The sequence below is a fragment of the Mucilaginibacter sp. Bleaf8 genome (genome assembly GCF_018390515.1).
Taxonomy (GTDB): domain Bacteria; phylum Bacteroidota; class Bacteroidia; order Sphingobacteriales; family Sphingobacteriaceae; genus Mucilaginibacter.
Window position 1 is genome coordinate 586,692 of sequence record NZ_JAHBBK010000001.1, and the last position, 24,680, is coordinate 611,371.

At 43.6% G+C, this 24,680-nt stretch carries 13 protein-coding genes; 4 read left to right on the forward strand and 9 right to left on the reverse strand.

The genetic code is table 11. From position 1 onward, the window contains the following. Window positions 1-8 precede the first annotated feature (8 nt). From KHS38_RS02510 to KHS38_RS02540, 7 genes are all read right to left on the reverse strand, one after another. Window positions 9-2,408, reverse strand: coding sequence for a glycosyl hydrolase family 95 catalytic domain-containing protein (locus KHS38_RS02510; protein WP_213486738.1), 2,400 nt, complete (start codon window positions 2,406-2,408; stop codon window positions 9-11). Between the two features lie 6 nt (window positions 2,409-2,414). Further along, window positions 2,415-4,838 carry a beta-galactosidase GalB gene (galB, locus tag KHS38_RS02515; RefSeq protein ID WP_213486739.1) on the reverse strand — a complete coding sequence of 808 codons (2,424 nt, stop codon included), beginning with the start codon at window positions 4,836-4,838 and terminating at the stop codon, window positions 2,415-2,417. Between the two features lie 53 nt (window positions 4,839-4,891). Then, window positions 4,892-5,713, reverse strand: a complete 822-nt coding sequence (locus KHS38_RS02520) for a hypothetical protein (RefSeq protein WP_213486740.1) — start codon at window positions 5,711-5,713, stop codon at window positions 4,892-4,894. A gap of 20 nt (window positions 5,714-5,733) precedes the next feature. After that, window positions 5,734-7,293 (reverse strand): RagB/SusD family nutrient uptake outer membrane protein, encoded by a 1,560-nt coding sequence (locus tag KHS38_RS02525; protein ID WP_213486741.1) that lies wholly within the window; start codon window positions 7,291-7,293, stop codon window positions 5,734-5,736. Between the two features lie 13 nt (window positions 7,294-7,306). Continuing rightward, the gene (locus tag KHS38_RS02530) at window positions 7,307-10,396 is read right to left on the reverse strand and encodes a SusC/RagA family TonB-linked outer membrane protein (protein ID WP_213486742.1); all 3,090 of its coding nucleotides are present in this window, start codon (window positions 10,394-10,396) and stop codon (window positions 7,307-7,309) included. Between the two features lie 387 nt (window positions 10,397-10,783). Continuing rightward, a complete protein-coding gene (locus KHS38_RS02535) occupies window positions 10,784-14,854 on the reverse strand; it encodes a hybrid sensor histidine kinase/response regulator (protein ID WP_249665256.1) in 4,071 nt (1,356 codons plus the stop codon). Between the two features lie 248 nt (window positions 14,855-15,102). After that, on the reverse strand, window positions 15,103-15,744 hold the full coding sequence (locus KHS38_RS02540) for a redoxin domain-containing protein (RefSeq protein WP_213486744.1): 642 nt from the start codon (window positions 15,742-15,744) through the stop codon (window positions 15,103-15,105). Between the two features lie 452 nt (window positions 15,745-16,196). Between KHS38_RS02540 and KHS38_RS02545 the strand changes: the two genes are divergently transcribed. Continuing rightward, window positions 16,197-18,011, forward strand: coding sequence for a glycoside hydrolase family 15 protein (locus tag KHS38_RS02545; RefSeq protein WP_213486747.1), 1,815 nt, complete (start codon window positions 16,197-16,199; stop codon window positions 18,009-18,011). Window positions 18,012-18,085: 74 nt separating this feature from the next. On the opposite strand, the gene KHS38_RS02550 is transcribed toward KHS38_RS02545, so the two are convergent. Together KHS38_RS02550 and KHS38_RS02555 are read right to left on the reverse strand one after the other, a co-directional pair. Next, window positions 18,086-19,876, reverse strand: a complete 1,791-nt coding sequence (locus KHS38_RS02550) for a DUF885 domain-containing protein (RefSeq protein ID WP_213486749.1) — start codon at window positions 19,874-19,876, stop codon at window positions 18,086-18,088. Between the two features lie 53 nt (window positions 19,877-19,929). Beyond that, a complete protein-coding gene (locus KHS38_RS02555; RefSeq protein ID WP_213486751.1) occupies window positions 19,930-20,397 on the reverse strand; it encodes a DinB family protein in 468 nt (155 codons plus the stop codon). A 419-nt stretch (window positions 20,398-20,816) separates the two neighbouring features. Between KHS38_RS02555 and KHS38_RS02560 the strand changes: the two genes are divergently transcribed. The 3 genes from KHS38_RS02560 (at window position 20,817) to KHS38_RS02570 (ending at window position 24,679) form a co-directional block, all read left to right on the forward strand. Continuing rightward, the gene (locus tag KHS38_RS02560) at window positions 20,817-22,919 is read left to right on the forward strand and encodes a glycoside hydrolase family 97 protein (protein ID WP_213486753.1); all 2,103 of its coding nucleotides are present in this window, start codon (window positions 20,817-20,819) and stop codon (window positions 22,917-22,919) included. Between the two features lie 108 nt (window positions 22,920-23,027). Then, on the forward strand, window positions 23,028-23,714 hold the full coding sequence (locus KHS38_RS02565; RefSeq protein ID WP_213486755.1) for an NUDIX hydrolase: 687 nt from the start codon (window positions 23,028-23,030) through the stop codon (window positions 23,712-23,714). A 71-nt stretch (window positions 23,715-23,785) separates the two neighbouring features. Further along, window positions 23,786-24,679: an NUDIX domain-containing protein gene (locus tag KHS38_RS02570; RefSeq protein ID WP_213486757.1), complete on the forward strand. Its 894-nt coding sequence runs from the start codon at window positions 23,786-23,788 to the stop codon at window positions 24,677-24,679. Window position 24,680 lies beyond the last annotated feature (1 nt).

The following is a 24,680-nucleotide window of genomic DNA, read 5'->3' on the forward strand; positions in this document are numbered from 1 at the left end:
TAAACTTATTACTGTATATCAATACTTAAGCTAATATCCTGTCCGGCCGGCAAACTTAAATTAGTGCCGGATATACGGCTTTTATCTGCTCCACTAATTGTCTTTACTTTTCCCGGCAATTGGAGTCTGATTTTTTGTTTGATTGCGGAGTGCAACACCACATCGATATGATGGTTGCGCCAAACCAGCAACTTAACCTCTACCTGTCCCCGTGCGAGCAAGCCAGAGATACGGCCACTCGGCCACTCACTGGGTAAAGCAGGCAGTAGCCTTAGCACACCTGGCTCGCTATAGCATAACATTTGCGTGATGACGTAAGGTAAACCACCGCTGATATCGGTGTTAAACAACTCGCCTACATTATGATACGATGCCATACTGCTTGACCAGTATTTGCTGCTCAGCCAGTTTACCAACTGTTTAGCCTTCTCAGCTTCACCTAAGTGAGCGCTGGCCAAGGCAAGCTGTACCAAACCGAAAGCCATTTCGCCGCCCCCTTCTTTTATCCGAAATTGCATCCTTTTATCTATTGCCGTTTTAGCAGCCTGCTGCAATTTATTGCTTGCGGCAAAGTCAGGATCTAAATAATCATACAAAGCATACAGGTGCGACGCGTGGCGGTGACTATAATTGTCTTGCAGATTGGGCCAAAGCCATTCACTTAATGCACCATCACTATTCACTTTATAGCTGGGCATTTGGGTAAGCATTCGCTTCCAAAGCACAACCTTGTTTTTGTCGGTATGGAGTTGCCCGGCCGCATCAATACAGCTGCGCAGTAACTGGCGGGCTATCATTGCATCCATCGTGGCGTTGATTACCGCTTGTGAGCTACTATTGGCCGGATTGTTTTCGGGTGAATAAGAAGGATTGAAAATTAGTTTACCATCGGCACCCACTTTCAGAAAGTCTTCATAAAACAGGGCGGCCTCTTTCATGAATGGGTAAGCGCGGTTGGCTAAAAAAGCTTTATCGCCGGTGTATTGGTAATAATCGTAAAAGTAATGGGCCACCCAGCCAGCGCAACCGGTCCACAGCGTAAGGCACCATGTTTTTCCAAAATCACTTTCTACGCCTGCGGTTGTTTCCTGCGCTGGTATATGTATACCGCGGCAATTGTAAAGCAAGCGTGCTTCTTTACGGTAATCGCCAATTAAACACTCATGATAGTTGAAGTACGGCAACATGAGTTCGGGCGTATTTGTGGCCAGCAAACCGCCAATTGCAGTCGGCAGGTTGCCATCATTCGTAAAGCCGCCTGCCCAGGGAGCCGTCCAGGTACCGCTCCATAAGCCTTGCAAATTTGGCGGATTAGTACCCGTACAACTAATGATATTGTATCGGCCTGCGTCAAACACCTTCTCAACCAAAGCTAACAGCATCCGACTTTTGGCAGCCAATAATATTTCCTCCGAATTCAAATTTCGGTCCTGCAGGCTTCCACCTAAATCCAATTGCACACGGTTGAACATACTCCCGTGAATTTGCGCATGTGATGTCAGCAAGGTTTCATAATCGGCCCGTGCAGAAACAAAAGCACTTTTCATTGCTGGTATATTAGAGCTTTGCTTATCATATAAGGGCTTGATATTAATGAGGAGTAAAACTTCATCCGCATTAGTTACCTGTATGCTGCCATTCACCACCTTACTGCTGCCGCCTTTTAACACCAACCGCCCTACCCCTTCGTACCCCTGTACAGCACCGGGATTGGTATTTTTAAAAGTGCTGCTGTAGGTTAGCCATTGTCCTACTGCATCACTGTTCGCACTTTCAATATTATCGTTCACAAACTTCCACTGCTGCCACTCAACAGGGCGGCGTCTGAAAGCTAAAGAGGTATTGATTTTGCCGGTCCCTTTAATAGACAGCACCACCATACTATCCGGTCTGGAAACGAACAGCCTGCGGGTAAACGTGCCGTTATCATCCTGCCAGTTTATAATGGCCTCACCTGTTTCAAAATTTACCGCACGCTGATAGCGTTTTATATTGCCGGCATGTTGTTCAATTTTCAAATCAAACGCCGGGATGAACGGATCGCGTTCATCCGTATAACCTTGCTCTTGGCGCAATGTTTCCGTCAATGATGCAGCCTCGGTAAACTTTCCTTGCAAACTCAATCGCCTGATGGTTTCCAACTTGCTGGCTTGCTCAAAATCCTTACCGCTTTTTTTTAAAGGCAGATAAAGTGAGGCGTGGCTTAAGATTACGGTTTCCTGATGCGGCTGCCCCATTACGAGGGCTCCAATAGTGCCATTGCCGCTTAAAAGTGCCTGCTCCCAGGTAGCCGCGGGCTGCCAGCTGGTGAATCCTCTGGCAGGATGCTTAAAAACGGTATTGTCCTGACCGCTGGCTACCTGCCTTCCAAATAGCAAAAGTAATAGTGCATAAATTGATAATCTCATGTGGCACTATTTGGTTTTGATGGTAATGCTTGCTGGTTGCAAACCAGCAGCACTGGCGGTTAAAACCACATTCCCTGCTTTACCACGTGATTGTATTACGGCCAAACCTACACCATTGAACACGCTGTGCTGCGTACCCTTGAATGACTCCATGCTGGTTTGGCTACCATTATCCATACCGGCAATACTTGCAGCGCCATTAACCTTGAAGCTAACTTTGTGTGCAGCATCGGGTACTAAGTTTCCGTTTTTATCCAGCACATTTACGGTTACGAATGACAGGTCTTTACCATCAGCTTTAATTTGTGACCGGTCGGCTATGAGCTGCAACTTTGCCGGTTTACCTGCCGTGTGCACTTCGCGTGTCAGCACCGTTTTACCGTTTTTGCGGGATATGGCCTTAATGGTTCCCGGCTCGTATTTTACCCGCCACATTACGTGCAGGTCATCACCCTGTTTCTTTTTTATGCCTAACGATTTGCCGTTGAGGTATAGCTCCACCTCATCTGCATTGTTGTAATAAGCCCAAACATCAACTGTTTTGCCGGGCTGCCAGTTCCAATGCGGTAAAATATGCAACACGTTTTTACTGGTCCATTCACTTTGATACATATAGTATACATCTTTCGGGAAACCGGCCAGATCTATAATACCAAAGTAGGAGCTTCGGGATGGCCATTCGTAAGGTGTGGGCTCGCCCAGATAGTCAAATCCGGTCCAGATGTACATACCCGACAGGTGGTCGTACTTCTTCATGATCTTCCAGGTTTCTTCGTGAGTTGATCCCCATGGGGTAGATACATTGTCATAAGCAGAAACGGTGTTATCCGGGTTACCATCCTTTAACTGCTCTTCGGGCTTATGCGGCCAGCGGCGTATACTGTCTGATGGCATATCATACTGTCCGCGAGTTTCCAGGGCTGATGTGGTTTCAGTTGCGATGAACTTTTTACCGGGATACCGCTCATGAAACGAAGCAAAATCCTGATGATGGTAATTGTATCCTATCAAATCAAGTGCATTAGACTTAATGATATTATTGTACGGTTGCGGCTCATTAAGCGCCGAAGTGATAGGCCGATTATCCATACCACGAACAATTGCGGCCAGCTCGCGGGCTATGGGGCGGCCGCTGGTATCGGTCTGGCTGTACTGTTCCATGATCTCGTTACCAATACTCCATATCATAACCGAAGGATGGTTGCGGTCTCGTAGTAACTGATCTTCCAAGTCGCGCTTATGCCATTCATCCCAGTACAGGTGATAATCTTGTTTGGTCTTTGCAATCTTCCACATATCAAAGGCTTCGTCCATTACAATAAAGCCCATCTTGTCGCATAAATCCAGTAGTTCCGGTGCGGGTGGATTATGTGAGGTACGTATACTGTTGCAGCCCATCGCCTTCAATATCTGTAACTGGCGTTCAGCAGCACGTACGTTAAAAGCAGCACCCAAACAGCCCAAATCATGGTGATTACATACGCCCAGAATTTTAAGCGGCTTGCCGTTCAATGAAAAGCCTTTATAAGCATCAAAATTAAAATAACGGATACCCAGCGGGGTGGTATATGTATCTAACACTTTGTTATTTTGCTCAATTTCGGTTACTACTTTGTAGAGATAAGGATTATCAACCGACCACAAATTTGGCTTGGTTACAGTCAACTGCTGATCAGCCATTGCATTTTTACCAGACACTTTGAATCCAACAGACCCGCTACCTGATACGGTTTTTCCGGCGGCGTCTACTATTCGGCTTTTTACAGTTACAGTTTGGCCTGCTCCCGTAGCATTTTTAACATCTACTTTAATGTTAACCGTTGCCTTATCAGCTGAAACAACCGGTGTATTTACGTAAGTTCCCCAATGACCGACAGCTATCTTATTGGTGGTCACCAACCATACGTTACGATAGATACCAGAACCGGAATACCATCGCGAGTTGGGCTGATCGGCATTATCGGCCCTGACAGCGATCACGTTGTTTTGGCCAAATTTCAAATACGGCGTAAGCTCATACTCAAATGAAATATATCCATTAGGACGTTTACCCAGCAAATGGCCATTGATCCAAACCTCGCTATTTCGGTAAACGCCATCAAAATCAATATACACCTGTTTACCTTTTAAGGCTGCGGGCACAGTAAAGGTTTTGCGGTACCAACCTATCCCCCCTGGTAGCGCGCCTCCGCCCGTACCTGCCGGGTGATCCTTACTGAAGCTACCTTCAATGCTCCAATCATGCGGCAAGTTCAAGCTTCGCCATTTCAAGTCATTAAACTTTTCCTGGCTGGCAGCCGGTGCATCACCTAAAAAGAATTTCCAGCTTTGGTCAAAATCCTGCACGCGTGGCTGTTGCTGACCATGAACAATGGATACAGATAAGCCGAATGCCAATAGCGCAGTTAGTATATTTTTAGAATAGGCCATAAACTATTGATGAGGAGAAACCTAAATTAGTCTCTCCTTTTATAAAAAAATGGTTACGGTTTAGGTTTGTAACTGAATACAATATATGCAGGTCCGCCTGCCGCTGCATTGTCGCGTAATACGCCTAACATAAGCTTGTTAGCCGTTAAAGAGAAAATGAAGACATTGGTCCAGTTGCTGGCGTGGCTACGGTAATCTCCACCGAAAAACAAATCGGCACCTGTAAATCTTATTTTCTGGTTTACCAGATCGAGATTAAAGCTCCCCCTTGATGTTACAGGTTTGCTGGATGCATCATAAGTTACTTTGCTATAGTTTGCGCCACCATTCAGGCTGAAGTTCATGTACCCCCAATCTTTATTTTCCATCACCCAGGTGTTACCGGCATAGTCGGGCTGGTATGACCAGTCGTTGCTTGAGCCATTATGCAAAAGGTAGTCGGTACCATACCAGCCAATTGGGCTGCTCATGTCCAATACCCAGGTTTTGCCGGCCGTGCCATTGGTAAGATACGCCCACCGCTGGTCTTTAAAATATTCAGGATCGTTCTGCGATACCTTTACCTGTACAGAATCTGTAACCGGCCCCCCGCCCGATAAGGCAGTATAGCGAATCCAGTACTGACCCGCAAACGGCAGATTAATGGTATCTTTCATTTTATTAGTTGTACCGGTACCATAATCCCAGTAGGCAAGGCTACCGAGCGTTTTGCTTTCGAGCATGATGATGTTATCATACCCCTGCTTTTGTGTTACCGAAAATTTTAGTTCGGACTTCAATACGGGTTCGGGCAAATTCTTCCTGTCTTCCCGTGGGTCGCATGACACCAGCGCAACAGACAAGGCAAAAAACAAAAATATATGTAATGCTTTCATTTTGTTATTAAGTTAATTGGTTACCATCCGGGATTTTGTTTCAAACTACCGTTTGACAAGCTAACCTGCGTTTGCGGAATTTGCAGCAGGCCTTTAGTCTCGGTTCTGAACGATACATCAAAGTCGGCTCCCATACCACTGTTATCTATCGCTTGCTTAGCTACAGGTATACCCTGCCTTAACAAATCCCAGTAGCGCATGCCTTCTAAAGCCAGCTCCAAACGGCGCTCCTGCATAATTAACTGCAAACCGTTGCTACCACCGCTAAGCATTTTGCGATGCTGGATGTCCTGAAAGGCACGATCGCGTATCATGTTGTAGTAATTTTGTGCCTTACTTAAGTCGGCATCCAAATTAAGCTCGGCCCCCATCAGCAACACATCGGCAAAGCGGATGGCAATGTAATCGTAATAGTTATCTATCTGGAAATCGCCGCCTTTGTCTTCGGCCAGCATGCCGACGATGGGTGTATACTTTTTCCAGTAGTAGCCGGTATATTGATACTGATCGCCCTGGCTGAATGCCGTCAGGTTCTCGTCTTCGATTGAGATAATGGAAGCGCCCTTACGTGTGTCACCAGCTTCGTAAGCATTGTACAGTTTGGGGTTTACAGTTGCAGCGCCCCAGCCTTTGTAATATGGCGGTAGCGTCTGGTTACGGATGGCAATATCTACCTGCCAGCGGTTGCCGTTTTGCGAATTCCAGTTACCTAAGCCCTGCCAGGTGTATTTGATTGAAAAAACGGTTTCTTTATTATCCTCTCCAACAAAGCTGGCTTGGGCTGCCTGCCATAAATTCGGAAACTTGTCAACCAAACCGTAACCACTGTTTGTAATTACATCTTCAATAGCGTTGCGCGCATCCTGCCGGGTAACCTCGCCTGTAATTTCCGACTTGGAATAGTAACCGGTGTAGTATAAAAACACACGTCCTAATAGCGACTCGGCAGCCCATTTAGTTGCACGACCATATTCACTCTGCGGAATGGCGCTATAAGCCGTAGCCGGAATATTAGCCGCTGCAAATTTCAAATCCTGTGCTATTTGTTTATAAACATCATCCGGGTTAGCTTGCGGACGATCATATTGCCCCGGCTCAAGAGGTGCATCGAGTAATGGCACGTTACCGAACATGCGTACAAGATCAAAGTAAAAGTAGGCTCTCAAAAATCTTGCTTCGGCTGTATAGCGGTTTTTTAGGGCGGCATTACCGCCAAAATCAATATTGGCAATTTTTTGTAGCAAAGTATTGGCACGGAAAATACCGGTGTAATACTTAGTCCATGCAGCCGCATTCAGGTCGGTATAATTTTGGAAACGGTCCCACTGCCGCCATCCGCCATCGGTGTTGCCACCACCGCCAAAGCAATCGTCAGATGCAATTTCGGAGGTTAAGATAATGTGCCCATAATCGCCCCAGTCCAATACACTATAGGTAGCTACCAGAGCACTAAATGCATCCTGTGGTGTTTTGTAATAGTTAACATCTGTTTGCTGGTCAATCGGCGTTTTATTCAAAAAGTCTTTTCCGCACGAGCTGGCCAGTGTTAGTAAAGCAGCTGCTATGAATATCTTTTTCATTGTTGATTTTCAATTAAAATTTCACACTTAAACCTAAAATGTAAGTACGGGGCTGCGGATAATAGCCCAAATCGGTACCCGAAGCCCAGGTCTGGTCACCATACCCTACCTCCGGGTCTAATCCCGAATATTTGGTGAAGGTGTACAGGTTGGTAGCCGACACGTATAAGCGGAGCTGCTGTAGTGGAAAGCTTGGAGGCAATAACCGCTTAAAATCATATCCCAGGTTTACGCTTTTAATTCGCAGAAAGGCCCCGTTTTCGATATACAAGTCAGAAAAGCGGGCGTAATTTTGGTTAGGCTCATTGTTTAGCGTAACCCTCGGTAAGCGATTAGAAGTGCCTTCGCCATGCCAGCGCTCCAATATATCGGTGGTGTAATTGTTTCGCGGTCTGTCATAAGCCCTTACACCGTTGGCAATCTGGTTACCGCCAACACCATACACGGATACTGCAAAATCAAATCCTTTATACCCCATATTAATGCTGCCTCCGTAGGTGTAATGTGGATTTGGATCGCCAATCTGTGTTTTATCGTTTTGGTCTATCTTGCCGTCGTTGTTCAGATCAATAAAGCGCACATCGCCCGGTACTGCGCCAGGTTGTATAAGTGCACCGCCTTTATTGTAGGATTGAACTTCAGCGTCATTTTGGAAAACACCGTTGGTTTTCAATCCATAGAAGTAACCGATGGGGTGACCAACCTCTGCTCTGTACATCTCGTCCATCCCAACAAAAAACACGTTGGTATTACCGTGAATAATACCTTCGCTGTTAGCAATTTCGGTTACACGGTTTTTGTTGAATGAGATATTACCATTTATGCCGATGTTAAAGTCGCCATATTTATGATTGAATGCCGCTGCAAATTCAACACCTTTGTTGCTCACTGCACCGCCATTAATGTATGGTGCGCCGGTGCCAACAATGGCTGGTATAGGTGCCACCAAAAGCCAGTCCTTAGTGGTTTTGTTGTACCAATCAAAGTTGATGGTAAAGTCGCGGAAAATGGTGGCATCAAAACCAATATCGGTTTGTTCTGATGCTTCCCAACGCAGGTTGGGGTTAGCCAAACGATCGGGCGATGCGCCGATTGCTTTGAGCTCGGTATTGCCAAAATAATAGTCTTTATTTATTGCAGATACCGTTGCCAGGTAAGCAAACGGGTCGATAATGCGGTCGTTACCATTTTTACCCCAGCCTGCACGTATCTTGAAAAAGTCGAGCCATTTTGAACTCTTCATGAAATCCTCGCTGGATATTACCCAGCCACCTGAGAGCGAAGGAAAGTTAGCGTACTTGTTATTTTGACCAAAATGGCTGGAACCATCTCTGCGCAAAATGGCGGTAAACAAGTATTTGTCATTATAGCTATAATTTACCCGGCCAAAGTAGGACTGCAGGGCATACGGTGTACGGTTACTTGACACGCTTGTAGCCGCACCCAAAGTGGTACCGTTAACCAGTTCGGCATGTTCAAAATCGGGTATGGTTAGGTTTTGCTTGGTTGCATAAAACGTGTGGTACGTTTGCTCCATAGTGGTAGTACCCAGCAAAGCACTCACCTTATGCTTGCCAAATAACCGATCGTAAGTCAAAGTATTATCCCAGTTGTAGCTGGTGTTTTTGTCGGTTTGATAGTAGGCGCTATTGTATGCCGTATATACGTTGGTTGCCAGGTTATACAGAGGTGTGAACGAATTGGTAGATGGATACGCCAAATCCAGACTTAATGCCGACCTGAATTTAAAGTACTTTAAGAAGTTGGCTTCTACATAGGCACTGCCCACCAAACGATCTGTTACCCGCTTATTATAGCTCTGGTACTCCATTAGTGCAACCGGGTTTGCTTCTTCATTATTAAATGATGATTTGGCATAGGTACCATCTGCATTGTATACCGGGAATAGCGGACTGGTATTGAATACCCCTCTAAGCGAGTTTGCATAAATATTGCCTACCGATAAACCACGTCTTTTACTATGACTAAATGTAATGTCCTCGCCTATCCTGATAACGTCTTTATACAGTTTGGTGGAGGTGCTCAGGCGATAGGTAATCCGCTCAAATTTTGATTCATCGTTTGGCCCGATGATACCAACCTGCGACTGATAAGAAGCCGATGTGGAGTAAGTAGATTTATCGTTACCGCCCGAAACATTGATGGTATAATTTTGAGTAGGCGCGTTTTCGTTGCGAACGGCATCCTGCCAGTCTGTTCCGGTGCCTAACTGGTTAATCTGACCGGTTGTAAAATACGGCGCCGAGCCGGAGTTGATCGCTGCCTCGTTCATGATAACAGCATACTCTTTGGAATTCAGCATCGGCAGCTTTTTTGCCATATTCTGGATACCGTAATAGCCATCCACACTAACGCGCGACGCACCCGACTTGCCTTTACGTGTGGTGATTAAGATAACGCCGTTTGCTGCCCGAGTACCATAAATAGCTGCCGAAGCAGCGTCTTTAAGTACGTCTACGCTTTCAATGTCGGCGCTGTTCAGGTAAGAAATGTCGGTTGTTTGCACGCCATCAACCACATAAAGCGGATCAGAAGTTCCGGTGGTACCAATGCCACGGATCCTAACTTTTAAAGCCTCGCCGGGCTGGCCCGATGTGGAAGTAATTTGAACGCCTGGTGTTTGGCCCTGCAAGGCTTGTTCAACCTGTAAATTATGGTTTTGGGTTAAGCTTTCGCCGCCCACGTGTACGGTAGCGCCGGTTACCAGTTTTTTTACCTGGGTACCATAGCCAACTACCACCACTTCATTAAGGCCCTTGGATTCTTCAGTAAGAGCTACACGTACAGTGCTCCCCTCTCCAACAGTTAAATTTTTTGGCTGAAAGCCGATAAAAGAAAAGGTAAGCACATCGCCGGTTTTCGCCTCAATACTAAAAGCACCATTAGCGTCTGTTGCGGCACCGGCAGTACCGCCAGATACTCTTACGGCAACGCCCGGCAAGGGTTGAGAATCTGTAGCACTTAATACAGTACCTGTAATTTTCCGTTTACTTTGCGCATACGATGCGGTGTGTACAGCGCTTATGCAAAGTGTAGCAAACAGGAAAACGATCAACTTTAAGAGTCTGACTTTTTTTTCCATTTGTTGAAGCTCAGTTTAGGTAAGTAAATAATTGGTTCATATTACTATAATTGGTATTGTGTAATTAGCTAACTTGGTTAAGCTGAATAAAATTTAATCGATTGCAGCAATGCTGGGCATTAACTTGATTAGACGATGCAATACAAGCAAGCAGCACAATTTGAACGCTTCTTTCAGCTTGGTAAATGATACAATTGGTTTATTTCGCTAATGTATTAGCGGTAGGAAAACGTCAGGGTATGATAATGTTAATGTTTGGGTATCAAAATGTTAACCTATATCAATTCACTGATTAACAATAGTTTATCAAAAGCGCAGAACATATCAAACAAAAAAGCATTGAATATTGCCATTCAATGCTTCTTAAGAAAAACAGTATTTGCTGATTTAAGTCCTGCTGTTGAGATAATCAGATGGAAGCTTATTGAACTCTTTCTTAAAATACTTGGTCATGGCTTTGGGGTTGCCAAAGCCAACTTCATATGCAACTTCAGAAACTGTCAGCTTACTTTTGATCAGCAACTGCTCTGCCCGTTTAAGACGTATGTTTCTGATAAACTCAATGGGCGATTGTCCGGTTAATGCCAGCAATCGTTTATATAAAGCAACCCTGCTCATGTTCATTTCCTGGCTAAGCTTATCAACCGAAAATTCGGTATTCGCTAAGTTAGCTTCCACAACGGCTAATGCTCTTTGCACAAAGCGCTCGTCTGCGTTCAATACTTCAATATCCGACGTTTTTACTTCAACCTGCTTTTGATAGGTTTTGCGGTATGATTGCTGTTGCTGCAACTGATTTTTAATCTTTGAGAGCAGTATCTCGAAATTGAAAGGCTTGGTTACATAATCGTTAGCGCCGCTTTCCAATCCGGCAAGCTGCTGCTCCTCTCCGGTTAGGGCGGTAAGTAAAATTACAGGCGTATGTTGCGTACGTTTATCATGCCGCATTTTTTCCACCAGCTCTATACCATTCATGTAAGGCATGCTGATATCGCTCACTACTATGCATGGGTGCAAAGCCAACGCTTTTTGCCAGCCTTCTTTCCCATTAACAGCTTCAGCAACGGTATAATGCTCCTTCAGGTTGTCTTTCAAATAAAATCTAAAATCCTCATTATCCTCAACAAGCAAAATAAGCGGTTTCTTTCCATCCAGTGGTATAAGTTCTTTTTGTTGCTCCTCTAAAATTTCGTTTTTTGGCACCGAATTGGCGGACGGCTGGTGCGCCAGATTATGAGGCAGATTTATTGCCGGAACAGCTGCCTCAGTCAACAGCAAGGTTAGTGTAAAAGTACTGCCGTAACCAGGCTGGCTATCCACTTTAATACCTCCGCCATGCATACGCACAAATTCTTTTGCAATAGAAAGACCTATACCACTCCCCTGATTTACCAAAGAACCATTAAGATCATTTTGAAAAAAGCGGTCAAAAATCCGGTCAATTTTATCGGCTTCAATACCAATGCCGGTATCGCTTATTTTTATTTCTATCTCGTGCTGCTTTGATGCGTTTAAGTTTGCGGTTGCTACTTCCACGCCGATATGCCCGCTCTGTGGGGTAAACTTAAATGCATTTGAAAGCAGATTAAATAAAATGCGTTCGAGCTTGTCGTGGTCAAAGAAAGTATATAAGCTTTCCTTACCAGATTTAAATGCAAAAGAGATGTCTTTTTTTTCAGCGATATCGGTGAATGAATGAGATATATCATGTATGAACTTAATCACATCGCCGGGAACGAGGTTAAGCTTAAGTTCCTGCACCTCCATTTTCCGAAAGTCGAGCAGTTGGTTTACCAAATTTAATAACCGGCGAGCATTGCGGTGTATCAGTTCCAGGTTATGATGGTTACCGTCCTGCTTAGACTTCAGCATTTTCTCGAGCGGCGTAATAATTAAAGAAAGTGGCGTGCGGAACTCGTGACTTACATTGGTGAAGAATTTTATCTTCATCATGTCTAGTTCGTGCATACGCTGGGCCTCCTGCCTCTCCTGCTGAAGCGCAAAATCAAGCTTCAACTTCTTGATGGATTGGAAACGACTATAAAATAATGCGCCGGCAATAACAACGAAATATAACACGTATGCCAGGGGTGTTCGCCAAAACGGAGGCAATACGGTAACCGTTAGGCTTGTCGGTTTAGTACTCATTACACCAGCCTCGTTAATAGCCTTCACTTTAAATACGTACGTGCCGGGATCGAGATTGGTGTAGGTAGCTTTGCGTGCATTGCTTGCAACTACCTGCCACTGCTTATCAAATCCCTCAAGTTTGTAGGCATATTTGGTTTTATCGGGATTAAAAAAATTAAGGCTGGCAAAAGCAAGCGAAAAAACATTTTCATTATAATGCAAGGTTAAACTTTTGGCTGATGAGATAGCCTGCGAAAGTAACACATGGCTATTTACCGCTTCGCCTACTGCAATGCTATGATTTAGCACCTGAAAGTCGGTTAAAATAGCGCTCGGCAGCTTGCTGCAATTACTGATGTTAGCCGGATTAAAAAGATTAAACCCGTTAGCACCACCAAAAATTAACTCACCGCTTCGAAGTTTGTACGCGGCATTTTCGTTAAACTCACGCCCCTGCAAACCATCGGCCTGACTGTAATTTTTAAATCTAAAATGGTATCCCTGCTGTTTGTTGCCGCTTACAATGATAGATGACAGCCCGTTTGGTGTACTTACCCACATACGATGCTGGTTATCTTCCAGTATAGTTAGTATCGTGTTATCCGGCAAGCCATCAACAGAACACAACCGTGTGAACTTTTCCGTTGCTGGATCAAACACATTTAAGCCATGCCTAGTGCCAACCCAGGTAAGGTGTCGGCTATCTTCAATAATGTTTATTATATTGTTGTTGCTTAAGCTCGTATTATCAGCGGTGCTGGTGTAGTAGCGAAACTTCTTTTTAACCGCATCAAATACATTTACTCCGTTTGAGGTACCCAACCAAATCTTACCCTGATGGTCTCTGTTGATCGTAAAAACATTGTCGGAATTTAATGTGTTGGGCACCCGGGTATTATAATGCGTAAAATGTCTTCTATCCGGACTAAGCAAATCCACACCGCCAGACAAAGTACCTATCCAAAGACTATGGTCCGTATTTTCCATAATTTCCCATACCCGGTCATCTGATAAAGAATTATTGCTTTTATCCTGATGTGTGTAATGCGAAAACCGTTTGCCATCAAACTTATCCAATCCACCTAAATAGGTTCCGATCCATAACTGGTCTTCATGGTCTATGCATAAACTTACGATCACATCATTACTCAGGCTGCTCCTATCAGTACCATGTTTATATACGGTATAAATTCCTGACTTACGGTTAAAGCATAATAAGCCGTTGCCATTAGTACCAATCCAAACATTGCCTGCTTTATCTTCAATAAAACAATTTACATCATTGCCGGGCAAACTGTTTTTATCCGAAAACAAATGGCGGTATAACGGGAACTTGATGATATCTTTATGGTAATAACTTACGCCTTTTTTAAACGTACCTACCCAAATAATACCTTCGGTATCTTTATAAACCTTGGTGATACTATTTTGGCCTATTGTTTTATCATCATCCTCCTTATTGCTTAGGTATCTTACATTGAAATTCTGCTTGTCAACAATATTAATACCGCCATGATCGGTAGCCACCCAAACCAAGCCGTTCTTATCCTGTACAATTCCGGTAACTAAATCATTACTGAGTTTGTGAGTATCCTTACTTAAATGCTTGCTTAAACCCGAAGACGGACTGTAAAAGTCGACACCGTATTCCTCGCTGGCGCAATAAATCCAAAAATCGCCCGCAGCATCTACAAACAATTGGTAATCTTTTGAGGCAGCATTGCCTGCAAATACGTGATAGCTTTTTAGAACTTTCAGATTGCAGTCTATCTCTTCAATAACGCCACTATCATGCATAATCCAGCAGTTGCCTTTAGTGTCTGCAGTAATTGAGGTTACCCGGCCTGTTGCTACATCGCTGACATTATTTTTGCCATAAGTTAGGTGCTTAGTTTTATGGGTTAATGGGTTGTAGCAATACAAACCCTTAATTCCGTTGTTGAACCAATAACATGTATTGGATTTGAACACACTTTGGCAGGTTGCTAAATCTACATTCAGGTGCTCGAAGTAGGCAGTAGCATTTTGCTGGAACCTTTCGGTTAACGGATCATAGATATTGATGCCTTTCTGCGTAAAAACAATCAGCTTATTTTCCGGGCCTTCAACAACACGGCTTACATAATCATCGCCCAGGCTGGAGCTATCATGCGGATGGATTTTATAAACCTCTAACTCGTAACCATCATAACGGTTTAGCCCTGATGCCGTACTAAACCACATAAAACCGCGACTATCCTTAAATATGTCATTAACCTGGTTATGCGATAGCCCCTGGTTGATATTCAATTGCGAGAATTGATACTGCTGATGCTGCCCTTTTGCCATAGGCAATAGCCATAACATAGTGCAGATTAATAAACCTAAACGGCCTAACACAGGGTAACGGTGCAACATAAAGTTACATTCGGGAAAAGGGTTTATAATGGTAAATAGTTGGCCTGGCTTTGCAGACTGTGCAAATTACACTTTTTATGAATACGTGCCAGGCCTGTGGATAATAATATTTAAGCGGCGGTTAATAAAAAAGGCCTGCAAAGATTTGCAAGCCTTTTATGTAAATTATCAAAATACTTTTAAGCCGACTTTCGCTGAACAAAAAATCCGGTTTGTTGCAATAGGGTCGATTCTAAACAAGCTAATGGTAAATTCAGCTCGATACCCGCGTTCGGGTAGTCAAATACTATCTTGCTTTGATCATTAAATGCATACAATGCCGGTAGCGGGATGTTGTTTTCAATACCTGCATACGTATTCCAGGCCGGGCTATGCTCACTATAGATGCCCAATAATTTTGACAGCTCATGGCTTTCATCCTTCAATGTTTCGAACGATAAATTGTGTTCCCGTAAAATCAGGTTCAAAGCATCAGTATCATTAGCCGAATGTACAACCAGCAAATTAGCCTGGTAGGCAGCTAAATCATGCTGTATATTATTTAGCTGTTTCAAATGCTCAATGCCGGCGCTTCCCCACTCAGGGGAGTAAAAGTATAACACTAAGCTCCTATCGGCGTAACGGAACGACAGGTTATAACCATCCAGTGAACCGCGATGCAGAAATGGGTGCTTAGCAGCTATAACACCTGTATGTAAGTTTTCAACACCCGTTCCGGACCCAAGCGGAGTTAACGGCACATAACGGCGGTCGGTGTATTCAAGTTCTGGTGTATATTCTAAAGCGTCGAACGCTGGGAAATTCAAATGTTGGTTAAGCATAACTGTAAGTTTTTAATTTGGTGGATTGATGAATTGCATGAAAATCTCAGGCAAATACAACAATCACGTAAACCGTAAGCAATCCGGTAAAATAAAGCGGACTGATAAACTATAAAATGATTTTTTGATCGTAACATAAATGATACTTAATGGGCTTTATTACGAATGATAGCTTAACAGCAACACATTCGCATTGAAGTGCTCATGTAATTATCTGCTTGCTGAATAATGTCTTGTTTATGTATCATAATGATATAGTTAACTTAAATGCTTTAACAGAGCTCTGAAACAAATATATACAATGTCTATATAATTAGTAGTATTTAATTAAAATTTCTTGATTTTGTTTTTCTAAACGCTTTTCTTTTGCAATCACGCCTTACCGAGGCGTAGAATATACGCCTGCTATGTGATGATGCGGAACAACCTACTACTTTAATTGTTAAGGCAACATGAAACATCAGTTCCGGTCATACGAGCCCATCGAAAATTATGGTATTATAGGCGATTTAAAAACAGTAGCTCTGGTTTCTCTCAACGGCTCTATTGATTTTATGTCGTTCCCAAGGTTCGATTCCCCTACCATCTTCGCGTCCATACTGGATGCTAAACAAGGTGGATTCTTTTCTATTGAGCCACAAATGGGCACCTATAAAAACAAACAGTTATACATTCCCGGAACGGCTGTATTACTGACCCGCTTTTTTTCTGAAATGGGCATAGCCGAAATTATTGACTTTATGCCGCTGGATGCTGATGATAAAGATGCAGTGAGTACCATAGTGAGAAAAGTAAAGGCCGTACGCGGTGATATTACATTCAAGATGCACTGTGCACCACGCTTCAATTATGCCCGAAACGAGCACACTGCTGAAATAAGCGATAACCAAATCATATTTACGGCATTAAACGATGGCAACTCCAAGTTGCGTTTAATTGCTGATGTTCCGCTACAAGTAAACGAAAATGACGGCTATGCAGAGTTTACCGTCAAAGAATCGGGCGTTGTACATATTGTACTCGAATCGGTAGAAGCTGGCAAGGAGGATGCTTTTCACAACATTAATCATTATACCCAAAATACCTATCAGCAAACAATCGGTAACTGGCGCAAGTGGATCAGTAAATCTACTTACAACGGGCGTTGGAGCGAATTGGTCTACCGGTCAGCCATTACCTTAAAGCTGCTTACCTCGCACAAATATGGTTCGGTAGTGGCGGCGGCAACCTTTGGTTTGCCCGAAGCTATAGGCGGCAATCGCAATTGGGACTACCGTTATACTTGGGTTAGGGATGCCGCATTTACCATGTATGCATTTTTGCGTCTGGGATTTTTTGAAGAAGCAACCGAGTTTTTGAACTGGATTTTTGATGTTAGCAAAGACAATCATCTGCAATTAATTTATGCAGTTGATGGTAATACCGACTTGCATGAAAAAGAACTTGACCATTTAGAAGGCTACAAGAACTCTAAACCGGTGAGAGTTGGTAATGCCGCCCGCGACCAGTTACAGGTTGACATTTATGGCGAACTGATTGATACAATTTACATCTACAATAAATCATTCAAGCCAATTACGTATGAGTTTTGGACGGTGGTAAGCCAGTATGTACAAGTGGTTATAGATTCATGGCAAGAACCGGATCATGGCATTTGGGAAATCAGAAACGAAAAGAAAGCCTTTTTGCATACCCGGCTCATGTGCTGGGTAGCTATGGACAGGGCCATAAAAATTGCCGAACACCGGTCTTTCCCATTCCCCGAAACAGAATGGAAAAAAGTACGGGACGATATTTACATGGACATCTACCATAACTTTTGGAATGAAGACATTAAAGCTTGGGTACAATATAAAGGTGCACAAGTGGTTGATGCCAGCGTACTCCTTATGCCTTTGGTACATTTCATATCACCTATTGAACCCAGATGGCTATCAACCATGGAAGTAATTGATGATAAGTTACGACTGGATGTTCTTATTTACCGCTATCACAATGCCATTGAGAAAATTGATGGACTTGACGGAGAAGAAGGTACTTTTAACATGTGTTCGTTTTGGTTTATTGAAGCGTTGGCTAAAGCTGGGCAAATAGAGCGCGCAGTTGAAAACTTTGAGAAAATGCGCGGCTATGCCAACCACTTAGGGCTATTTAGCGAAGAACTGGGCAAGCAGGGCGAACACCTGGGCAACTTCCCGCAGGCATTTACTCATCTCGCGCTAATCAGTGCAGCGCTTGAATTGGATAAACAAATTAGCCGCTTTTAGCCGAAGCATCTAAATAATAGGAAAAGCCGTTGGTTCGTACCAACGGCTTTTTCTTTGTTAAATATTATAACCTCTTATTTTTTCAGTTCGGCTGGTATAAATTCTTTTGTTACGGCCTGGCGAATAAGCGCCGGTGGCAGCAAACCTTGTGATAAGATAAAATCATGAAAGCGCAGTGCACTAAACTTGTTGCCCAACGCCTGTTCGGTATCTTTACGTAAAGCAATCATGCGGGTATAACCATAAAAATAGCTATTGGCTTGGCCCGGTGCTTTAATGGTATACCGTTCAACCTCCTGTTGTGCAAATGCTGGCGATTGTACCACGTCTTTTATTAAAACATCAAGCGCCTGTTGCTGCGTAACGGTTCCTGCCTGTAGTTCAGGATCTAAAAACGCACGTGCGGCACGCAGTAAACGATAGTCCAGTGAAACCAGCTGTCCTTCAAGCGGCATGTAAGGGCGGGTAATGTATTCTGCGTACAAGCCCCAGCCTTCGGCATTGGTGGAGTTGAACGCATAAAGTGATCGGGCCTGGGAAACGCCTTCTTCTACCATTTTATCAAATTGCAGCTCATGGCCCGGACGGGCTTCATGCGCCGTAAGCGTCCATGAGGCTGCATCAAAAGTAAAATCATCGTACTTGCTGGCGCTCTTATCACCTGGCGCCGATGGCATATTTAACGGCAGCACAAATACACCGCGCTGACCGGTATTATTCAAAAATGGTGGCGGTACCATGTGCGGTGCTGGGCTCTGGGCTGTCTCAGCTGCGGATGCCAGACGGATGATAGCGGGCCTGCTGGGCAGCGTTACCAGCTGATGTTCCCGAATGATGTCTTCGATGTCTTTTAAATGGCGTTCGTAAAGCGGTATGATGGAGTCGCCATGCACCTGTTGCTTTTTAAGTTCGCGAATTACGTCCCGGTAATCAGCCGAAGGTAAATTGCGCTGCCTGGCAATTTGCTCGGCTATGGGCTTCATCTCGTTTTGTATCTCGGTGAAAGCAGCATGAGCCATTTGCGCCAGTTGCGCAGGCGGAATATCAACGCCATATCCTTCCAAAGCTAAAGCATACTCTTCGGGCGGCAAACGGAAATCGGTACGGGCCTTGGTGAGTACATGTTCGCGGGTCCACTGATCATAAGCCTGTAGTTGCTTTTTCAGCACACTATAAGCTTGCTCCCAACCTGTTAATTTATACTTGTTACACAGCTCGGCTATGCCATCAACAATACTTGAATTGCGGGATAACTCAACTTCCATTTGCTGCCTTGACGGATAGATCATACCCTTACCAGCAATTTGCTGTGCTACCCGCTCTTGCAAAATAGCAGTAATGGGCCGGTAGCCTTTTTCCAAACCTGCATATTTTTTCATGCGGTTTACAGCCGATGTTCTGCGCAAGGCTGGTGTTTGGTCGTCAAGCAAAGTTTCCAATCCGCCATAAATCATTGGGGCGGCATTCAGGAATGGTACCTGGCGGTGCATTTCAAAATCCTGCTGACGGAAGCCCAATGTAAGGTGGCCGATTAGTATATTCAGATCCTGAGCTACTAATGGATCTTTCTCCGTTTTCAAAGCTGTACGGTAACGTCCTACCAGAACTTCTTCTTCTTTACGATGTGCCAGTTGATTGGCCAGTGTTGGTACAGATACCAGTTTATCATATTCGGCCAAACCCTGTGATGAACCATACTCGGGCGAATACTTCTTATCCAGATCAATAAGCTGTTTCGTATATTGATTGGATTTGTTGATCCATGCTTTATCTGTTTCAGCAGGTTTTGGCTGCAGCTTAGCGGAAAGCGGAGCAGTAGCCAAAACCACGATAAGCGGAATTACAAAACGTATCGTTCTTGTCATCGTGATTGTGTTGTGTTCTTCTTAAGATGATTATGCTCACCTGTTGTTACAAACTACTTGTTTTCGGTAATAACTCTTTTCAGTGCCATTATATACCCCATGTGCAAACCTTCGTGGTACGGCAAAAAGCCAATAGCTTCGTCTATATTATGAATAACAACACCGTAACGGGTTGTCCAGGGCTCGTAATTGCTAAACAAGTTCTCTTTATAGTCGGCTTCGAGCTGGTCTATAGTTGAGAAAAACAGCATCTTAATCTCTTCAAACTCTGCCTGGCTAACCGGGCGTTCAGGTTTTGTATCGGATTTGTAAAGGTTGAAAAATATTTCGTCTACTCTTAATTCAAACCCTGCACGGCGATAGCAAACCCCTTGCTGCGCTGCAACCAGATGACCCAAATTCCAGATAATGTTATTGTTAAAACCGGCAGGTACAGTGTTCAACTGCTCCAACGTTAAACCGTCTACCAGCGTTAATAAATATTCGCGTGTTTTTCGTATAATTTCTATCGGCTTGTTCATGCGGTAAATGTACAGCGGGCATGTTTAATTTCATAAATATAAACAGAATACAAAGTGGTATTAACGAATTAAAATTTTTCAATCGCGGAACTTCGATTTTTCACCTCAGTGTAGCAAACGCAAAGTTAGGATACATGAATTTCGATATATCTTGCTTCACAGAAGTTGCTGCAATTATGACGAAATCACCTGCTCATCAGTACATCCGATGCACATTAAGTAGTAGGCCAAGCACCATATATCCCTCAAATGGCTTAAAAAAAATAGAGATTAAATTTACCCAAATAATTATGAGACAACGATATAGGAATTAACAAAACTAATTATCTTTATATTTTCATTAAACATGTGGTATAATAAATGTTATATCAGCAGCTTTGTATTCCAAAGAAAAATCAATTAACCAATTATTACATTCTATGCGCAAATCTTTATTTACCATGCTGCTGGTAACCCTGTGTGCAGTGGTGGTAAAAGCACAGTCCATCACATCGCCGGACAAGAACCTGACGCTGACATTTGAGCTACAGGCCAACGGCGTGCCCACGTACAAACTATCGTACAAAAAAAAGCCGGTTATTAAAACCAGCAAACTGGGTCTGGAAACCAAAGACGTTCCACCCTTTATGGACGGCTTTACTGTCAGCAAAACAGAAACCAGTAATTTTGATGAAACCTGGAATCCGGTTTGGGGCGAACAAAAATCTATTCGCAACCATTATAACGAGTTGCTGGTAACCTTAACCCAAAAAGCGGTTAAAGACCGTTTTATCCGCATCCGTTTCCGCGTGTTTAACGATGGTTTGGGTTTCCGTTATGAATTCCCTTCACAACCCAACCTTAACTATTTTATTATCAAAGAAGAGCATACACAGTTTGCCCTGGCCGACGATCATAAAGCTTTCTGGTTGCCTGGCGATTTTGATACTCAAGAGTACGAAACCGTTACCTCTAAGTTATCAGAAGTTCGCGGTAAAATGAAATCGGCAGTTACGCCTAACGTGAGTCAGACTACCTTTTCGCCTACCGGTTTGCAAACCCCATTGATGATGAAGAGCCAGGATGGTTTGTACATTAACATTCATGAGGCTGCACTGGTTGATTACTCTTGCATGTCATTAAACCTGGATGACAAGAATTACACTTTGGAATCATTCCTGACACCAGATGCCATTGGCGATAAAGGTTACATGCAGGCTCCTACACAGTCGCCTTGGCGCACCGTTATCGTAAGCGATAAAGCTGGCGATGTACTGATGTCGAAACTGGTATACAACTTGAACGAGCCGACCAAATATAAAGACGTATCATGGATTAAACCTGTAAAATACGTAGGTGTATGGTGGGAAATGATTACCGGTAAAAGTACTTGGGCCTATACAGATTTAGAAAGCGTACAGTTAGGTGTAACTGATTATACTAAAGTTAAACCGAACGGCAAACACGGCGCAACTACCGAAAACGTGAAGAAGTATATCGACTTTGCTGCCAAAAACGGTTTCGATGCTGTACTGGTTGAAGGCTGGAACCAGGGCTGGGAAGACTGGTTTGGCAAAACCAAAGATTATGTTTTTGACTTTGTGACTCCGTATCCTGATTTTGACGTCAAAGAACTGCACCGTTACGCGGCATCAAAAGGTGTAAAAATTATTATGCACCATGAAACATCAGGATCAGTACGTAACTATGAGCGCCATTTGGATACGGCATACAAATTTATGGTTGAGAATGGCTACAACGCTGTAAAAAGCGGCTATGTTGGTCAGATCATTCCACGTGGCGAACACCACTATGGTCAGTGGCTGGTTAACCATTATATGTATGCTATTAAAAAAGCAGGCGACTATAAAATTATGGTTAATGCGCACGAAGCTATTCGCCCTACCGGCCTGGCGCGTACGTATCCAAACCTGATTGGCAATGAAGCAGCCCGTGGTACTGAGTATGAATCATTTGGTGGCAATACGCCAGACCATACTACCATATTGCCGTTCACGCGTTTAATAGGTGGCCCGATGGACTATACCCCAGGCATATTCCAAACCCGCATCAGTGCCTATAATCCGGCAAACAACTCATTCGTTCACACAACGCTTACCAAGCAGCTTGCCCTGTATGTAACCATGTACAGCCCGCTGCAAATGGCTGCCGATTTGCCTGAAACCTATGAAAAGTTTTCGGACGCATTTCAGTTTATTAAAGATGTTGCGGTAGATTGGGACGATAGCTATGTGTTGGAAGCCGAGCCAGGCGATTACATTTCTATTGCCCGTAAAGCTAAAGGCAAAAATGAGTGGTATGTGGGTAGTATAACCGATGAGAATGCCCGGGTAGCAACCATCAAGTTTAATTATTTGCCAAAAGGCAAAACTTATGAAGCTACTATTTATGCCGATGGCAAAGATGCCAGCTTTGACAAAAACCCGCAAAGCTATACCATCCGTAAAATGAAAGTGACATCCAAAACTGTTTTAAAACAGCAGGTGGCACCTGGTGGTGGCTTTGCAATTAGTGTAAAATAACACCATAAAGTATTTATAATTAATAAAGAAGGGCGTACTATAATTTAGTACGCCCTTCTTTGTTTAAACAATTATAGCGTGCTAACTGCTTATTTATAATTTTGCTTTATGCCAGTTAATCAAAACATCAAAGTAGCCGTAGATGCAGTTGTATTTGGCTATACATCTAAAGAAGGCTTATCAGTACTGCTCATCAAACGCAAAATTGATCCCTTTCAAAATACGTGGGCTTTGCCCGGAGGGTTGGTTAACGATGATGAAACACTGGAGGAAGCTGTTCAGCGTGAGCTTAAGGAAGAAACCGGCGTAAGTATCAACTATCTGGAACAGCTATACAGCTTTGGTAACCCAAACCGCGATCCGCGTAATCGTGTTATATCAATTACTTACTACGGTTTGGTAAAGCCCGATGCTTTTGACATACACGCAGCTACCGACGCAAGTGATGTTGCCTGGTTCAACATTAAACACCTGCCCCCACTGGCGTTTGATCATAAAGAAATTATTACAGTAGCCCATACCCGCTTAAAAGGTAAAATGCAGTATGAGCCCGTAGGCTTTGAATTACTGGATGAAAAGTTTCCATTTTCTGAATTAGAGAAGCTTTACATGGCTGTATTAGACCGCCCTATTGATCGCCGCAACTTCAAAAAGAAAATCACCAGGTTTGGCTTTTTGGAGGAAACAACTGAAAAACAAGCTTTGACAGGCGCTGGTCGCCCAGGCAACCTTTACCGCTTCAACGAGGTCAAGTACTTTCAGTTGAAGAAAGAAGGCATAACTTTCGAGATTTAGAAAAAAAGTAAAAAATAATTTGCGTATTAATTACGCTTAACTATATTTGCGTATATAAAACGCAAATACATATGACAACCGCAGTAATTATAGCTCGTTTCCAAACACCATACCTGCATGAGGGTCATCAAAAACTGATTGAACAGGTAAGTACCAAACATACTAAGCTCATTATTTTATTGGGTGTAAGCCCGATAAAGGGCAGTAGAAAAAATCCGTATGATTACTATACTCGCGAGCGGATGCTTAAGAAAGACTATCCGGATGTTATTGTATTGCCTGTGAGTGATCATCCCAGTGACAAGGCATGGTCTGAAAATCTGGACAATTTGCTTACAAGCGTATTCCCTAATGAAGAATTTTGGCTGTATGGCAGTCGTGATAGCTTTATCCCCTACTACTCCGGCAAATTGCAAACAGTAGAGCTACCCAGCCACGGTGATTACAATGCCACGCAACTGCGCGAACAGTATGCTGACAAAGTTTTCGATTCGAAAGATTTCAGGGCCGGAATATTGTATGCCTATCATAACCAATACACCAAAGTTTACCCGACTGTTGATGTAGCTGTATTTCGTCATAATAAAACCGAGATATTACTCGGCAAAAAATCCATAAACAACAAATGGCGGCTAATTGGTGGTTTTGCCGACCCCGAAGATGAGAGCTTTGAACATGCGGCCATGCGCGAACTTACAGAAGAGTGTGGCTTATTGAAAACTAGTTGCATGGTTTATGAAACATCTGCCCATGTTAACGATTGGCGCTACCGTAACGAAGCTGACAAGATTATTACGCTTCTTTTCAGTTGCGATTATGAAACCGGCGAACCAATTGCACAGGATGATATTGCAGATTTACAATGGTTTGACCTACAGCATTTGCCTCAAATGATTGCTGATGGCTTAACCAGCCCAGAGCATACGGCGTTGCTAAATTCTTTGATTAACAAATACCTTAAATAAT

What these genes read in the sequence shown, in the direction of transcription:
- KHS38_RS02510 (WP_213486738.1), bottom strand. Translation starts at nt 2,408, where the DNA reads ATGAGATTATCAATTTATGCACTATTACTTTTGCTATTTGGAAGGCAG.
- galB (WP_213486739.1), bottom strand. Translation starts at nt 4,838, where the DNA reads ATGGCCTATTCTAAAAATATACTAACTGCGCTATTGGCATTCGGCTTA.
- KHS38_RS02520 (WP_213486740.1), bottom strand. Translation starts at nt 5,713, where the DNA reads ATGAAAGCATTACATATATTTTTGTTTTTTGCCTTGTCTGTTGCGCTG.
- KHS38_RS02525 (WP_213486741.1), bottom strand. Translation starts at nt 7,293, where the DNA reads ATGAAAAAGATATTCATAGCAGCTGCTTTACTAACACTGGCCAGCTCG.
- KHS38_RS02530 (WP_213486742.1), bottom strand. Translation starts at nt 10,396, where the DNA reads ATGGAAAAAAAAGTCAGACTCTTAAAGTTGATCGTTTTCCTGTTTGCT.
- KHS38_RS02535 (WP_249665256.1), bottom strand. Translation starts at nt 14,854, where the DNA reads ATGGCAAAAGGGCAGCATCAGCAGTATCAATTCTCGCAATTGAATATC.
- KHS38_RS02540 (WP_213486744.1), bottom strand. Translation starts at nt 15,744, where the DNA reads ATGCTTAACCAACATTTGAATTTCCCAGCGTTCGACGCTTTAGAATAT.
- KHS38_RS02545 (WP_213486747.1), top strand. Translation starts at nt 16,197, where the DNA reads ATGAAACATCAGTTCCGGTCATACGAGCCCATCGAAAATTATGGTATT.
- KHS38_RS02550 (WP_213486749.1), bottom strand. Translation starts at nt 19,876, where the DNA reads ATGACAAGAACGATACGTTTTGTAATTCCGCTTATCGTGGTTTTGGCT.
- KHS38_RS02555 (WP_213486751.1), bottom strand. Translation starts at nt 20,397, where the DNA reads ATGAACAAGCCGATAGAAATTATACGAAAAACACGCGAATATTTATTA.
- KHS38_RS02560 (WP_213486753.1), top strand. Translation starts at nt 20,817, where the DNA reads ATGCGCAAATCTTTATTTACCATGCTGCTGGTAACCCTGTGTGCAGTG.
- KHS38_RS02565 (WP_213486755.1), top strand. Translation starts at nt 23,028, where the DNA reads ATGCCAGTTAATCAAAACATCAAAGTAGCCGTAGATGCAGTTGTATTT.
- KHS38_RS02570 (WP_213486757.1), top strand. Translation starts at nt 23,786, where the DNA reads ATGACAACCGCAGTAATTATAGCTCGTTTCCAAACACCATACCTGCAT.